Genomic DNA, 13,752 nt, shown 5'->3' with positions numbered 1-13,752 from the left:
ATGACTTGCAAAGGGCCTGCGACGGGGACTTCGATGATGCGGGGCGTCAACTTCAACCCCTCAGCAGCACAGGAAGTCGGCCGAGTCCTTGCCGGAGAGCCATCTTTCGTCGCCGACGTCGCGTTGCGGCGCCGATCGAATTGCGTCCCCCCAATCCCCCTGCAAGTCGTTGGAATCGCATGCGCTGAATTTCTCGCGTCGATGGGAATGTTGACGGCTGCCGAGCAAAGTACGTTCCCTATCGAAAGTCATGGTCCCGATTGACCTAAGCCGCAACACTTCCGCTCGCGGAAATCAGCAAATCCGCCGGAATATTGAAGCGTTCGCGCAGACGCTTCACCATCGTCATGCTCAATTCGCGCTTGCCGGACATAACCTCACTGACGCGACTCGCAGTGCCCAGAAGCGGCACAAGATCAGCGCGCGTCAAACCATGTTGTTCCACAAGATAGGTCAGCAAATCGGGCAACGGCGGCGCTTTGCGCGGCCAGCGCGCGCGTTCATACGCCTCGATAAGGCGAGCCTGAGCTACCATGCGCGCTCGATCGGCAGTCTCGTTAGATTGCATCAGCTTGCCGACAAGCGCCTTGGCCGCCTCATGATCGGCCTGGTTCTGGATAATTATCAATGTCGCCTTCATCACACCGTCTCCGCGTCCACCTTGTCATAGTCTTCATGACTGCCGAAAAAGCGGATCATCAACACGCCATCACGATATTGAACCATGGCGATCAGGCGGTAGTCATTGGCCTTGACGTTGAACACCACACGTCCGCCTTTCAGGATGCTCGCCTTGGGATGCGATCGCTTCACCTGTTGCGGCGTCCGCCAGTCCGAAGCCTCCGCAATCGCCAGCCATGCCCTGTATTGAGCGCGCGCCGCATCGATGCCCTGATGACCAGAGCGCTCGGCAAAATAGCGCTCAACAATGTCCGTGCCGATCACCAGCATGAAAGGATACTACCGTGGATTTTCCAAAAATGGAAGATGGTATTTCCATTTTTGGGAAGATCATGTCGCTCGCCAATAACAAGATCGTCTTGCACTCGGGCTAATTCACGGTTCGTTCAGTTCGTACTTTCGCGGCGAAGCCAAAGCCCGCCGCGCATCTGCAGCAACGTCCAGTCCGCCTTCGTTCCGGCCGGGAAGAAGAAAGGGTGTCGCTCAACGTCGAGCGACACGGCCGTTCTGACCGGTCCGGACACGATCCGATATCCCGACGTCATGGTGGATTGTGGCCCGCTCAATGCGTCCGCAATGACGGCCTTCAAGCCGAACTTGATCGTCGAGGTCTCCTCGCCGGGCACCGCCGTCTTCGATTACCAGGATAAGCTGCGCGAATACCAAGGCTTGAAGAGCGTCGACCCGGTTATTTAGATCGAATCCGAAATTGCGTTTCACCGGCGTCTAGAAGACGGAAAGTGGACCGATGAGAAGTTCGAGGAATTTGACGTCGCCATTCCGCTTCCGACCTTGCTCTTTACGCCGCGCTCTATGCTGCATTCGGGTAGCATCGCCATTCTGGCCAAAATTTCTCGAGACGAGAACGTTGACGCCTCAGCAGATCGGCTCAATCCTGGCTGCTGCAATGTTGGTGCGCCTTGTTTCAGGCCCGTGTGTAGGAAGGCTCGCCGATGCCCTGGGCTCGTTGCGCATCGCGCTCGCAAGCTATGCTGCGTTGGCTGGAGCAGCAGTTGCGTTCGGGTCGTGACGCAAAGGATAAGGAGCGCGGTGCAGATCACGGCGAGGAAGGTCCCGGCCGAAATCTCGGTGGGCCGGTGCGGAAGTGCGGCAAGCGGGACAGCAAATCTCATCGACACCTCGAGCCTCGCAGCATCAACTTGTGCCTGTGAGCTTCGTTCTTGAAAGGGGGCCCCGCACGATTGACCTGTAGTCCGTCAGGAAGAAATCGGCGTGGAAAATGAGATTCCGAGCCGCATCGATTGCAGGTTCAGCCGGCCTTCCCAGACGGCGCTTCGCTTCAGAGCGCCGGACACTTCCCTAGCGCCGCGCTGCCGTCACATCGCGGTTCACTATCTTCAGCTCCTAGGTCCGCTCAGATCTCGCACTGTCAGAAGCCGATGTGGAGCAACAGTGAACCGTCTGCAAAAGTTCGTGGAGCAAGGACCCTATGGCGATGGGACAGGCCGGACCGCATACGGCTTCCGGATGCGACGTCCGGCAAAGTTCTTCAGCAAGCCGTCGAAGCCGGGTGCGTTGCATGCGTGAAAGCCGTGGGGGGAGGGGTCAGTCGACGCGCTGCCGCGCCCCCTCTTCCATCTCGCAAAACCCCTTGTTTTAAGGCCGCTTTGCTCGGTTGAAGGAGTCTGCGACTCTCCTCCACAACGCTGAGCGCTGTCGCTCTCACCAGGCACCGTTGTCAATCGCTGCGAGATGTCGTTTCTCGCCACGGGAAAGATGTGCCTATGAATAAGTTAGTAGTGAGCTTGTGGGGAGTGAGCGTCAGCGCGGAGGGGTTTTGGGCCATCATCGGTGCGCTCGTCATCGTCGGTATCGTTGCTGCCGTTGTGGTGTGGGGCCGGGTTAAGCCGCCTTCGGCATCAACCCGGCCAGCTCGGCTTTGCACTCGGCGGCGAACTTCCGCAGTGCTCGACGGTGACGCTGTCGAAGACGGGCAGGCAAAGCCAAGAAGCCGGAGATGCAGGCGGCTGCGAAGGCGAGGTGGGGCCGGACCTCGGCGAAGACGAAGCTGACGCCAGTTGGGCTGGTGCATTTGCACTGGATACGGATTTGTTTAAAAGATAGCCACGCGCAAGCGGGTGGCACATGTTCGACATCACAAACTGCCGGGATTTCTATCTCAAGCTCGTCGCTGAGTATGAGGACTTTTTGAAAGATCCCGTCTCGGCGCGTGTCGCGATCAATTTTGCCCTGACCGCATACCATCTGTCGGAATGGGTCTGGAAGGAATGGCTGGCGGCAGATAAGGCCTTACAAGCCAAGCTGGGTTTCATGCCAAAAGAACAGCTGAAAGAGTGGGTGTGCAGGCACAATCCACTCCTGGCGGATATGCGCAGCATCGCCAACGGCAGTAAGCACTTCAAGCCAGAGAACTTTGGGCTGACTGCGGTCGGCAATGATTACGTTGAACCCGACTATGTTGAATCGGGATATTTCGAGGCAACGTCGCTGCTGATCATAACGATACAGGCAACGGGTCCTGAGTGGACCGACTTCCGGAGCGTGGCTGAGAAGGTCGTGTTCTTTTGGCGAGAGTTCCTGATCTCATATAGCCAATACAGGGACCTTCCTGCGCCCAATCCATCGGGTTACTAAACGGCGTCGGCCTTCAGCATCTCGACCTTGGCTTCGGCCTGGCGCACTTCGGCCATTGCGACAACAAGAGTGGCTTCATTCCATGCAGCGTCGCGCCTGCGGCATAACGGTAGCAAGCTCGCGGGCTTGGATGACTGGAGTGCCCCACAGCTTCGCCAGCCAGTGCTAATGGTGCGGACTAAGACCGTCACCCCCCAAAAATACTTCGTCGGCAAGATGGCGAACGTGAAGCGCGGCTCACTCTACCGCATCTTCCGGCGTCGCAAGAACAAGCTCGGCTTCACCTTCGATGAGATGGAAGCGCGGCGGCTACAGCAAGGTCGGCACCTTCCTGAGCAGCCAATCGACCGTGCGGAAGATGAGCGCATGTTCGAGCGCACCGGCAAGGGATGACGCAGATCATCATGAGCGGGCCTATTCGCCCGCTGACGGAGGCGGAGGTTGCCTTCGCAAATGCTGCCCTGAGAATTTTAAAGGTTGGGCGGCGTTCCGAGTCGTTGATGCGATTTACATCCGATGGGCTGACTTATCCCGACGCGATGAAGCTGATGGGACTGTCTTGGTCTCTTGCAGGCAACTCAAGGCATTGGATAATTGGCGCGTTGTGGGCTGGAGGCGAGGGACGAAGAACTTCGTGTTTGCCCAGGAAGATGTCTTGCGAAGCGCCGCCTGACCAAAACGTAAGAGAAAGTATGGAAATGAACCCCACAGACGAATGCCCAATCATCAGAGCCGTGGCTGCACCATCGCCATCCTAGCAGCGACGTGCCGGGCTATCTTCGAAATCAGGGGCGCGCCGCCTTCACCGCAAATTAATACCCGGTGCTGAAGCCAGCGACTTATGAGAGCGAATCCAACGGTATAGGACAGGGGCGGTACTCGCGTTCCGCCCCTTGTCGTTCATGTCTAAGTGCTCACTTTTCGGGGTATATTGCACGTGTTCGGGTGCTGCTGATTCAAAACCTTAAGGGGTTCGAATCTAGGGATTCGGAACGTACGAGGAACAGGATTGCGCTGAGAGTATATTTAGGCGCAACCATCTCGCAGTAGAGCTTCGGTAGGCTCCCTCGGGAGGGGAATGAATATGAGCAAAAAGCTACCCGAAAGGGTGGAGGGTGGTGCTCGTCCTGAATCTAAGAAGAGCGCCAAGGTCGAAAGCGAGAAGCCGTCTGATTTGGTTGAGATCGCCAAGCAGAACGGTGATTTTTGTAAGAACTACGGCAAGTTCTGGGGTGGTCTGCTCCTACTGTCCGTCATCAATGCGGCTGCAGGTCGTCGACCCCTTCTGTGGGGCGGGCTGCTTTCTGCTGGGACCGTGGCTGGTGGGCTGCTTGTGAAATATGGCGTGCCGATTTTCGGGGGCTAAATCTTGGGGATGTTAAAAGCTAGCACCGTCAGTATCAGTTCGCGGTCCGGATCATTCTTGCTTCGGAACACGTAACGACGACGCGTTTCGCCCTCTTTGCGCTCTTCTCTTTTGAAATTTGGATGTATTTCGACGCTCTTCCAAAGCTCGCCCAGCACGTAGGAATAATCTTTGAGCCTGCTAAACATAATCAAGCAAGACTTCGTATCTCTCCACGTCAAATATCCCAGCAACTGGTCTATAGCTTCCTGGGCCGCCTTTTGACCGCCCCAAAACTTACATTCCGCGATGAAGACGTTCCGATCCTCGATGCGGATTAGAATGTCGGTCTTTCCCTCGCTATTAAATGCCTCAGCGGTCCCTATGCCTTCATAATGGCCATTCAAGGGGATCAAGAAGTGCTGCCGCATGTTTTCTTCATCGAGATGGACAAATGATTCTGGGCTGCGCTCCATCACCTTTGCCATGGCCTCGATGATACCGAGGATATGCTGGTAATCACCTTCGACCAATTCCGGCTCTGAAACGAATGCCTGTCGCTTTGCCGACGATAGTGATGGGGGCGCTGGCTTGCGTTGGATCTGCGGCGCCTTATGGCTCGACGGATAGGGCAGTACCGGCTTCATGTTCAGGCCAATCGAAGCGGCCATGTTGCGCGCGTGAAGGAGCTTCTTCTTCCGCGCTGCAATTGCTTCCAGCGCGTTCTGCCTCAGTCTCGCGTTGAACGGCTCAACGCTCTTTCTCTGCCACCCGAGATATTTTTCGATTTCGGCGAGATTATTTTCGAATGCGTCGCGCACCTGCTGGGCGACCAGCTCCCTGCCTTTTACGATAAGAATAAGCTTGTTTCCGGATGTTACCTGTCCAATGGGAGCCGGCGACGTGAACGCGTCAGGTTGATAGTTGAAGTACCGACCCTCTCCCTCGAACGGAATGGTCAGTGAGATTTCCATTCCAGGTACGTTGATGGTGCGTCCGTAGTCCTTGGCGACCTGCATTGTTTCGCGCGGCTCGCTCAGGACTTCTTGGTCTCTCCGGAGAATGGGGAGATTGATAGAGAAATGTGCGACGATGATGGCTGCCAGGCTTCTGTAGAATATCCTCGGGGTCAAAGCTGTTGACTTGATTGGAAGCGTCACGTCCTCGCTGGTCTATAAGGTTGCTTAGGCGCTCGGACGAAAACAGGTAATCGGGCATTGGCTGGCTCGTTGTTGCGGAAACGAGTCATCTGAATCATACTGCACGCAACAGGTGTGATACAGCTTCCCGAATAAAGACAGAGTGGCAACCGGCGGGCAGACCGAAAGGCGCTGCAGCTTGGGTGTGCGTGTCCGTAATCTTCTCGGCGGCACCGATAAGCTCCCGCCAGTGATTACCCGGACTATTCGCACCGCGGTGGGTGAGGAGGTGCGACCGGCCGGACCGGGTATGCCGTCAAGATTATCCATCGCAACATGCGTTCCGAGTCGGACGCGTCCTCTGCCCGCGACTTCAAAAACTGCGGCATTTCCTCCTAGGGTTGGGAGGGTGATGTTTGACGTGCTTGTTTCGTTTCTGAGCGGGAAGCAAGTGCTTGATGATTGCGAGCACGGCCTAATTGCTGCCCTGGGACGAAGCTTCTTTGCCCCAGCAATAAGGCTGACCGTACTCTTGAGATGTGCGCCATTATCAATGGGTCCCAAATTGGTCGTGGACCAATCGACCGCGCGAATGAGCGCACTCAATTCGCTCCCGCGCGGCAGGAAGTCCTGCTCGATTCGCCCACGGACGCGTGCCGCTGTTTCTCGCTTGGTCAGCCAAATCGGACTCAGCACCGCCTCTTTGGCCACTGAAAAGTGTCCTCCAAAGCCCACGCAGCCCTCCACATCAAAAACGTAGACGTGACTCGTATTTCGGCGGACACTCTAAGGGATCGCAAGGAGACACGTCACTTCGCTTGCAGCTATTTTTAATGATGGGAAGACGTGGGGGAGGGTGCAAGATGTGCAACTGGCGGAAGGGAGCTTTCGAACCCACGGTACCCTGCGCGCTAATCTGCGCCGCATCTCGTCAATGGCAGATAGGAGAGGAGACCACCCCTATCTCAACTCTCATGTTCCGTGCTGCGTTTCAGTTCACGATTAATGCGATCTTTGATCCGATAGACCGCAAGAGGTTGTAACGTCGTTCGGGTCTTGCACGATCGCCTTGGCATTGACCTCAAAAGTGTAGCGCTACTCGCCCGGTATGCACGCTTCTATGCTTCTATGTTGCGTGAATACTTTTCGACCCCGATGACATTTGTCCCCATCGCGGAGCCGCAGATTGATCTATGATCTCAATCATGAGAGCGTTGATCGATAGCGAAGAGAACCGCCGATCCCACAGGACCGGCGGCCAAGTCAAGGGAGGAAACGCCCGTTAGGGCAGCGGTACCGAAAGTACCGCCTAGGCTCCGCCAATCTCTTGGCGGATCTCGAATAAACGTTTTCGCTAAGAAGCTAGAAGATGATCCTGATTTACCGAATGGAGGTGCTGCGACTAGCCCGACGCGGCTCCGAGTAATTCAATTGAGGCGGCACCAAAAGAGAAAGTTACGTACGTATCGTACCAACTGAGCTATTTCCGCTTTCACGTTGCATCTTGTGCGACTCTGCCAAGCGAAATGCGCGGTTCGCCATCGACGAAATCCCAGGTCTCACGGTCGGAAACTGGCCGCCAGTCGCAAGAAATTCCTAAGCAACACGTTCCCCTGTTGAGTAAGTACTGACTCCGGGTGGAATTGCACGCCATAGGTTGGGTGATGCCGATGTGACAAAGCCATAATCTCACCTTCATCTGAGCGGGCTGTCACCATGAGATCCTGTGGTTCTGACAGATCGAGTTCGACCGCTAGAGAATGGTACCGCCCAACACAAAGTGGAGATGGGAGTTCCTCGAACAACCCACGACCGCTGTGCGTTATGGGTGAGGCTTGGCCGTGCATGGGACGATGTGCGCGCACGACGCGTCCCCCGAAAACGCTCCCAATACACTGGTGGCCGAGACAGATGCCAAGGATTGGGACACAACCCGAAAGTTCGCGGACAACCGCGGTGGATATACCGGCATCCATGGGAGTGCAGGGACCGGGAGATATGACGATTGCGCGCGGCTGGAGCGCAGCGAGTTCAGTGACGCTGATCGCATCACTTCGGACCACTTGCGTCTGTGCCCCAAGCTTGCGGAAATAGCGCGCAATGTTGAATACGAAGGAATCGTAGTTGTCGATGATGACAATCAAAATGCACCGTATGGATCGGCATCAAAGGCCTCGAACAATCGTTTTGCCTTGGCAAGTGTCTCCTCATATTCGGCTTCCGGATTCGACATCGCCGTTATTCCACCGCCTGCATGAAATGTAGCCAGGTCATCTTCGATCACGACGGTGCGGATCGCAATGTTCGTGTCCATGTGTCCATTGAATCCGATGAAGCCGATCGCCCCGTAATAGACCTCTCGCGCCACTTTCTCGATGTCCGCAATGATCTCCATTGCTCGCACCTTTGGAGCGCCAGTGACGGAGCCGCCGGGAAAGCAGGCGCGAAGTAGACTGACAGCGTCTTGCTCTGCAGCAAGCGCGCCTCTCACCACCGAGACAAGATGGTGCACTGAGGCATAGGTTTCGAGGTTACACAGTGCTGAAACTTCGACCGAATCGTCTGTGCAAACGCGTGACAGATCGTTGCGCAACAGGTCGACGATCATAATGTTCTCGGCGCGATCCTTCTCGGACGCGAGAAGGAGCTCGGCACGGTGCAGATCTTCGGCGGAATCAGCGGAGCGCGCGATTGTGCCCTTGATCGGTCGTGTTTCGACCTGCCGTCCGTCAAGTCTCAGAAATCGCTCAGGAGAGCTCGACGCAATCGTCAGCGTGTCATAGTGCAGGAGAGCTGCAAACGGGGCCGGGTTCAAAGACCGAAGCTGGCAATAAAAGGTGAGCGGATCGAACAAGGGCGACACTTCGGCACTGAAGCGTTGCGCGATGTTCGCTTGGAATATATCTCCCGCCAGGATCAAATCGACGACGCGCTGAACGGCCGCTATGAAATCGTCACGGCTAAAATTCGAATGCCATCGCCCTGCGGTGCTGGGTATTATGATCCGCGGCGGCTTTGGCCTGGCAAGCAGTGCTGCAAACTCGTCGGCGCGACGACGCGCGTGCTCGGCTCGTCGAGTGGGGTCCTGCTCCGGCCAGCCGGTCGAGACGATCCAGCACTTCTGGTCCCGGTGATCGAAGCTGACCACCACGTCGTAAAAGTGCAATATTGATTGCGGCAACCGTAGACCCGCAATTGACGGTGCCGGCAGCCGCTCCAGTGTTCGGTTTAGATCGTAGGCAATGAAGCCGGCTGCGCCGCCCTGGAATGGGGGGAGATCGGGGCGATACGCTTCTTTGTATCTGGCAAGGAGGTCGCGGAGAACCTCCCATGGGTCCCCTATAATTGCCTCGCCGTTCCAACTTGCCTGTCCATCAGCGACTAAGTAGGTGCTGAACGGCTCGCAGGCCAGATATGAGTAACGGCCGAGCAGCTCATGCTTTGCGGCGCTGTCGAGAAAGGTAAGCTGTGGCCGCTGCGCAAGACATCGCAGCGCCTTGACGGGCTCAATCCACTGCAACTCGCGGACGTGCATGGCTGTCTGCTACGACAACCGGCAGGTTGTGAGGCCTGCGCCGCTTGATGCCCTCCGAAGGAGGGGTATTTCCGTGCCGCACGTACAAGACATGCGGCTGATCATCAAGCTACTCACGGCCGGCTGGTCCACTACGCCGAGCGACTTGCGTTAGCCCTGCTGTTCCAGCGAAATGCACGTCTTTCGACAGCTCATAGTCAGCGGCAAAGCGCAACTCCCGGAGCGGCCGTACGCATCGGATCGCTTCTCGATACAAGTCGTGCGTCTTGTACGCAGCGAGATCCGTCTCGCTGTCGAATTCACCATACACAACGACATCAATATCATTGCCGAGCTGGTCGCTCTTGCGGTTGCGGGCAATCTCGAGCCGGCGTGCATATGGGATTGAGGTGAGAACCGATAGACCTTCGACGACTTGGTCGATATCGGCTTTTTTTTTGGCTGTGAAGAAGACGATATGACGGATCATGGTGGCCGTAAACGTGACGCCGCAACTTGACCACTTGTTATATCGGGATCTAGCTCAAGGCAATGCCGAACGCATCGACAGCCGGAGCGGTCTTTGACGCTGTACGATGCCGCGACTGTGCAGCAGACCTTCCTGATATATGTCAGCGGAATCTGACAATTGCCGTGCGCAATGCTCTGGATACGGCTTACGTAGGTGAGGCGTGATCGACGTGCGCGCTCTAAGCCCTTGTAAAGGCGGTGCAGGCCCTCAAAGTCGGACATTGCCGGGACCGGTGCCGTTCAAAAAGAGGCCTCGGTGCATACGAAGCCGCCAGCGAGGCGTCGACGTCTTGTTTGGCAGGATCATCCTGGTCGATTATGCGACATCGGCCGAGCCTGCTCGCGCTTCGGCGGAAGCTCGCACAACGTCTAGAACGCAAAATCACCCTCGTTGCAGCTCATATGCCTCGATCGCTGTTTCCTGGCCGAACGAATCCGCGCTCATTCGATCGACCACACCACGTGAAGCCAGTCATCAATCGTACAGCTTCGCTCGAAGCGTACCGTTCTGCGTCTATTAGGATACATCCGACGGCGCGTGAATGCCTCCGTCCGATCTGGACAGTATTTGCGCGCCGATAACAATCTTAACCTGCGACAACGCATCAAACGCAACTCTGGGAGGGCGCAATGGCGCGCGCCACAGCCGTCTATGGTTCAACCTAACAGTCGGTATCCAGAAGTCTTTCAGAGCGGGTGCAGCGGACACCTATCGCGGCGCTTGCATAACTTGCTGCCGTTAGCCTTGAGGGAGCGATGCACGCAGCAGGGTCGCTAGCAGCCGTTTGCTCGAACCGGGAGGTGAGGGCACCATGCGTTCAACGTATTACGAAGAGTAAGCGGTCCTGTCGACCGGCGTCCGCTTTGGTCGCTGTAAAATGGAGAATGAGGTGCGTACAACGCTGGACAAGAGGTCAAGCTCGACGAGCCAGCAGCGGATAGTGGTCACGGGTACCGGCGCCGGCGTTGGAAAGACTGTGTTCTGCGCAGGGCTCGTCAATCTACTTGGCGCGAAGTTTTGGAAGCCGATACAAGCCGGCCTCGAAGGAGAAACGGACACTGAGCGCGTCGCTCGGCTTGCAAGTCTTTCGCCAGATCGCATCGTGCCTGAGCGGTACCGACTGCAAACGGCCGGTTGGCCCCACTGTTCCGCGGACGTTGACGAGGTTCGCATCAACGCGGATTCGTTGGACGTGCCCGACACTGAAGGGCAGCCGCTCGTGATCGAGGGGATCGGCGGGCTAATGGAGCCGCTCAATTGCGGCTCGCTTTACATTGACGTCTTGGAGAAATGGCGGCTTCCAGTCGTGTTCTGCGCGAGCACAACCGTTGGCAGCATCAATTGTTCGCTGCTCTCTATAGAGGCGCTCCGCAAGCGCCAGATCGACATTCTTGGAATCGCTTTCGTTGGCGAAAAGAATTCGGATGCGGTGAGAGCCATTTGCGAGATTGGACGGGTGCGGTGGCTAGGGCGGCTGCCCTGGATTGCGCCTCTGGCGGCAGATACGCTGCAAGCTGCGTTCAAAGCATCCTTCTGGCGGGATGATTTCAAGTCATGACACGCGGTGCGCATGGTAAGGCGCCTTCTCGCAGCCAGCTCCCAAACGAGCGGTTCGCCTGAACGCGAGGCTTGGCCCCCAGCAGGCAGGAAAGGTCCGGTTGCCTTCGCATAATCGTCGAGAGGAGCGGCAAGCCGAGATCGTGTCTTGCTGTATTCTTTGCAAACCCAGCAACTGAGTTTGTTGAAGTTGGTGGTCCTCGATAGTCACACCGGTTCGTGGTTGCTGCCCTGGTAACGGCATCGTTTCAGGTTGTACTCGGCGGCGTCACGGTGATTGTCGTTGTGCATTCTAGCGGGCATAGGATTGAAGCGCTGTACGTCGGCGGATCAAGACTGCAAGGGCAAATGTCCGCGGCCGCCTTTTGGGAAGATGTAGCCCCGCAGATATTCTGGGAAAGCTAGAGAGATCGTCAAGTCGCAGACTGCCGGGCTTCAGAGTGGAGAAAGCGGGCGCATCTGCTGTGATTTCCCGAAGACGGTCAGCTTCTCGAAAGCAAAGCTTGCGACCATGCGAACGCGATCTCTCGATCACAATGCTGCCAGTGAACGGACTGGTCATGAACCGAGCGAAGAAACTGGCGGATGCAGCCTATATTCTCATAGGAGGAGGACTATATGGATATGAATCCGATCAACGGTGCCGGAGCGCATGGGTCCCCAGACCTCGAGGAATTGAATGAAGCGGATCAGGATATGCTCAGGCAATTCTTCAGTGAAGCCGGCTCATCGTCGTCTGCGGCCCCAGAGGAGACGGTCTATGATGTATCGCACGCTGCTCCGCGGGAATTCCGGCACCGCACCGAAGCACGACCTATGCCAGAGCGAATGGCTGATACATTGAGCCATTTGGGTCTTGTTCCGGATGCAGACCAGCCGACCATGACCTACGATATTCGGGGACACCGGTACACAGCTGCCTTGGACCCGTCTGGCCATGTTCGCCTCATTCACAACCCGCCGGAGGCCCAAGTGCTTGGAGCCGGCCGAGCGGGAGCGCCAGATTTCGGAGCGTTCTTCATTGAGGCTCGGGACCATGGCGCTGTTGTCCCGGAGCAATGGGCCCCATTGGCCTTAATTGAAAAGCTGCGCGACGAAGGACTCATGCCTAGCCCAAACCACCCGACAACCATTTCTCTCAATGGCAAGCTCTACAATGCCGAGTTGGCGGAAGGAGGGTTCGTAAGGCTTACGCGGCGGCAAGTGTGAAACTGTTGTCGATAGCTGAGCAAAGTCGGTGAGCTAGGGCTCGTCTGCTTGAACTACGTGGACAGTTCACCGCTTGTCGGTGAATTGTCCGCGTTTCAGAGGGCGTCGCATTCTCCCGACCGCTGGCACATTCGAAGCATCAAAACTGCCAGACTTGAGGACTCGACTGCGGAGCCTCCATGGCGGTCTGGCTGACGTCCTGGACCCAGCAGCGCCGTATAGCGATGCTGCGCTCGCGATCTGACATTCGCAACCGTGTTGAGCCGACCGCGGCCCCGGCCCTCGGCCACGGCACAGGCCCGCTATTCATTCTCATTCATCTTTGAACGAGGTGATGTTTTCGAGCCTTCGTCCCGTCCGGCGCCGCAAGCGCGCATCTAGCGGTGATTCGACTCATTGTGAACCGCCGCTCGACGGGTGGCCGCGGCAAGCGCGCCGTCCGGAGTTTTAGCTCCGGGAACTTGACATCGAAGGCATCAACGATACCGACGAGGCGCCGCTGCGAGTAGATCTGGCTTCATCAAGGCCTCTCAAACGCGGTCCGGAACTGGCCCCTTTGCGTCACGAACTATCCCCACCCGCGGTTCGTGATGTCGCTTGAATGTTGCGTCGGCGGCCGACGGGAAGGCCCGAGGCGAGCCGACCGAAGGACCGTCAGCGGCGGGCGGCTGATGAGGCACCTGTTTCGCTCGGCTCGGAGCCGGTAGCTGTCGCCGCGAATAGCCAGCACGTGACTTTGGTGCAAGAGCCGCTCGAAGATCGCAGGTGGCGACCACCGGATCGGCGAAAACCGTGCTTCATTCGGTAACGCTCGGTTCGGCGTGTTAGCATAGCGCGGTTGATCAGCCAAAGGTGTTACGCCGCGGCGGAGCTTCGTTCTGTCTATTTGATTCCAGCTTTCGCCTTGGCCTGGCTGGTGGCGAACGCCGGAACTGCCGTGGCTCAGCCGGACGGCGGCCAAGCATACTGCTATAGTGGTTGTGCTTTGTAAGATGCTGCCTGTCGGGCAACTTGCCTCTAGCGCAGCCGAGCGGCTCCCCGTCGAGCGCCTCCCGCGGAGCGCCGACGACGCCACCACTTATTCCCGTCTTCGATGGGGCCGGCGCGCTGGAAAAGACGTCAATAGGGCTGGCACACGGAGCGACATTGACCAGGGGAG

At 57.1% G+C, this 13,752-nt stretch carries 14 protein-coding genes; 7 read left to right on the top strand and 7 right to left on the bottom strand.

Annotated features, from left to right (window positions below; all coding sequences use genetic code 11):
• Positions 1–265: 265 nt before the first annotated feature.
• Entirely contained in the window at positions 266–640 is a 375-nt protein-coding gene (locus J2R78_RS08155; RefSeq protein ID WP_253603789.1) for a type II toxin-antitoxin system HigA family antitoxin, read from the bottom strand.
• Complete coding sequence (locus tag J2R78_RS08150) at positions 640–951, bottom strand: type II toxin-antitoxin system HigB family toxin (RefSeq protein ID WP_253603788.1); 312 nt, start codon at positions 949–951, stop codon at positions 640–642. The genes J2R78_RS08155 and J2R78_RS08150 overlap by 1 nt, the downstream gene beginning before the upstream one ends.
• Between J2R78_RS08150 and J2R78_RS45305 the strand changes: the two genes are divergently transcribed.
• From J2R78_RS45305 to J2R78_RS08125, 5 genes are all read left to right on the top strand, one after another.
• Positions 895–1,377 (top strand): Uma2 family endonuclease, encoded by a 483-nt coding sequence (locus tag J2R78_RS45305; RefSeq protein ID WP_375167001.1) that lies wholly within the window; start codon positions 895–897, stop codon positions 1,375–1,377. The two genes, J2R78_RS08150 and J2R78_RS45305, sit on opposite strands and share 57 nt — an antisense overlap.
• Positions 1,378–1,429: 52 nt before the next feature.
• Positions 1,430–1,711 carry an MFS transporter gene (locus J2R78_RS08140; RefSeq protein ID WP_253603785.1) on the top strand — a complete coding sequence of 94 codons (282 nt, stop codon included), beginning with the start codon at positions 1,430–1,432 and terminating at the stop codon, positions 1,709–1,711.
• A 1,076-nt stretch (positions 1,712–2,787) separates the two neighbouring features.
• Complete coding sequence (locus J2R78_RS08135; protein ID WP_253603783.1) at positions 2,788–3,297, top strand: hypothetical protein; 510 nt, start codon at positions 2,788–2,790, stop codon at positions 3,295–3,297.
• A 69-nt stretch (positions 3,298–3,366) separates the two neighbouring features.
• The gene (locus J2R78_RS08130; RefSeq protein ID WP_253603778.1) at positions 3,367–3,690 is read left to right on the top strand and encodes a hypothetical protein; all 324 of its coding nucleotides are present in this window, start codon (positions 3,367–3,369) and stop codon (positions 3,688–3,690) included.
• Positions 3,691–4,381: 691 nt separating this feature from the next.
• Positions 4,382–4,663: a hypothetical protein gene (locus J2R78_RS08125; RefSeq protein ID WP_253636001.1), complete on the top strand. Its 282-nt coding sequence runs from the start codon at positions 4,382–4,384 to the stop codon at positions 4,661–4,663.
• Here the strand turns inward: J2R78_RS08125 and J2R78_RS08120 are convergent.
• From J2R78_RS08120 to J2R78_RS08105, 4 genes are all read right to left on the bottom strand, one after another.
• Entirely contained in the window at positions 4,660–5,802 is a 1,143-nt protein-coding gene (locus tag J2R78_RS08120) for a hypothetical protein (RefSeq protein ID WP_253603774.1), read from the bottom strand. The two genes, J2R78_RS08125 and J2R78_RS08120, sit on opposite strands and share 4 nt — an antisense overlap.
• 1,538 nt (positions 5,803–7,340) lie before the next feature.
• Positions 7,341–7,925 carry an aminodeoxychorismate/anthranilate synthase component II gene (locus tag J2R78_RS08115; protein ID WP_253603773.1) on the bottom strand — a complete coding sequence of 195 codons (585 nt, stop codon included), beginning with the start codon at positions 7,923–7,925 and terminating at the stop codon, positions 7,341–7,343.
• Positions 7,922–9,316, bottom strand: coding sequence for an aminodeoxychorismate synthase component I (gene pabB, locus J2R78_RS08110; protein ID WP_253603772.1), 1,395 nt, complete (start codon positions 9,314–9,316; stop codon positions 7,922–7,924). The genes J2R78_RS08115 and pabB overlap by 4 nt, the downstream gene beginning before the upstream one ends.
• Before the next feature lie 109 nt (positions 9,317–9,425).
• Entirely contained in the window at positions 9,426–9,785 is a 360-nt protein-coding gene (locus tag J2R78_RS08105) for a Dabb family protein (protein ID WP_057019370.1), read from the bottom strand.
• 931 nt (positions 9,786–10,716) lie between these two features.
• Here J2R78_RS08105 and J2R78_RS08100 point away from each other — a divergent pair.
• Both J2R78_RS08100 and J2R78_RS08095 read left to right on the top strand, forming a co-directional pair.
• Positions 10,717–11,385: a dethiobiotin synthase gene (locus J2R78_RS08100; protein ID WP_253603769.1), complete on the top strand. Its 669-nt coding sequence runs from the start codon at positions 10,717–10,719 to the stop codon at positions 11,383–11,385.
• Between the two features lie 617 nt (positions 11,386–12,002).
• Positions 12,003–12,593, top strand: coding sequence for a hypothetical protein (locus tag J2R78_RS08095; protein ID WP_253603767.1), 591 nt, complete (start codon positions 12,003–12,005; stop codon positions 12,591–12,593).
• Between the two features lie 568 nt (positions 12,594–13,161).
• Here the strand turns inward: J2R78_RS08095 and J2R78_RS45300 are convergent.
• Positions 13,162–13,323, bottom strand: a complete 162-nt coding sequence (locus J2R78_RS45300; RefSeq protein ID WP_375167113.1) for a hypothetical protein — start codon at positions 13,321–13,323, stop codon at positions 13,162–13,164.
• Positions 13,324–13,752: the final 429 nt, after the last annotated feature.

This window comes from Bradyrhizobium sp. USDA 4538 (assembly GCF_024171045.1).
Lineage (GTDB): Bacteria > Pseudomonadota > Alphaproteobacteria > Rhizobiales > Xanthobacteraceae > Bradyrhizobium > Bradyrhizobium australafricanum.
Note: the sequence above shows the minus strand (reverse complement) of the source record. Positions and strands in the feature narration are given on the sequence as shown.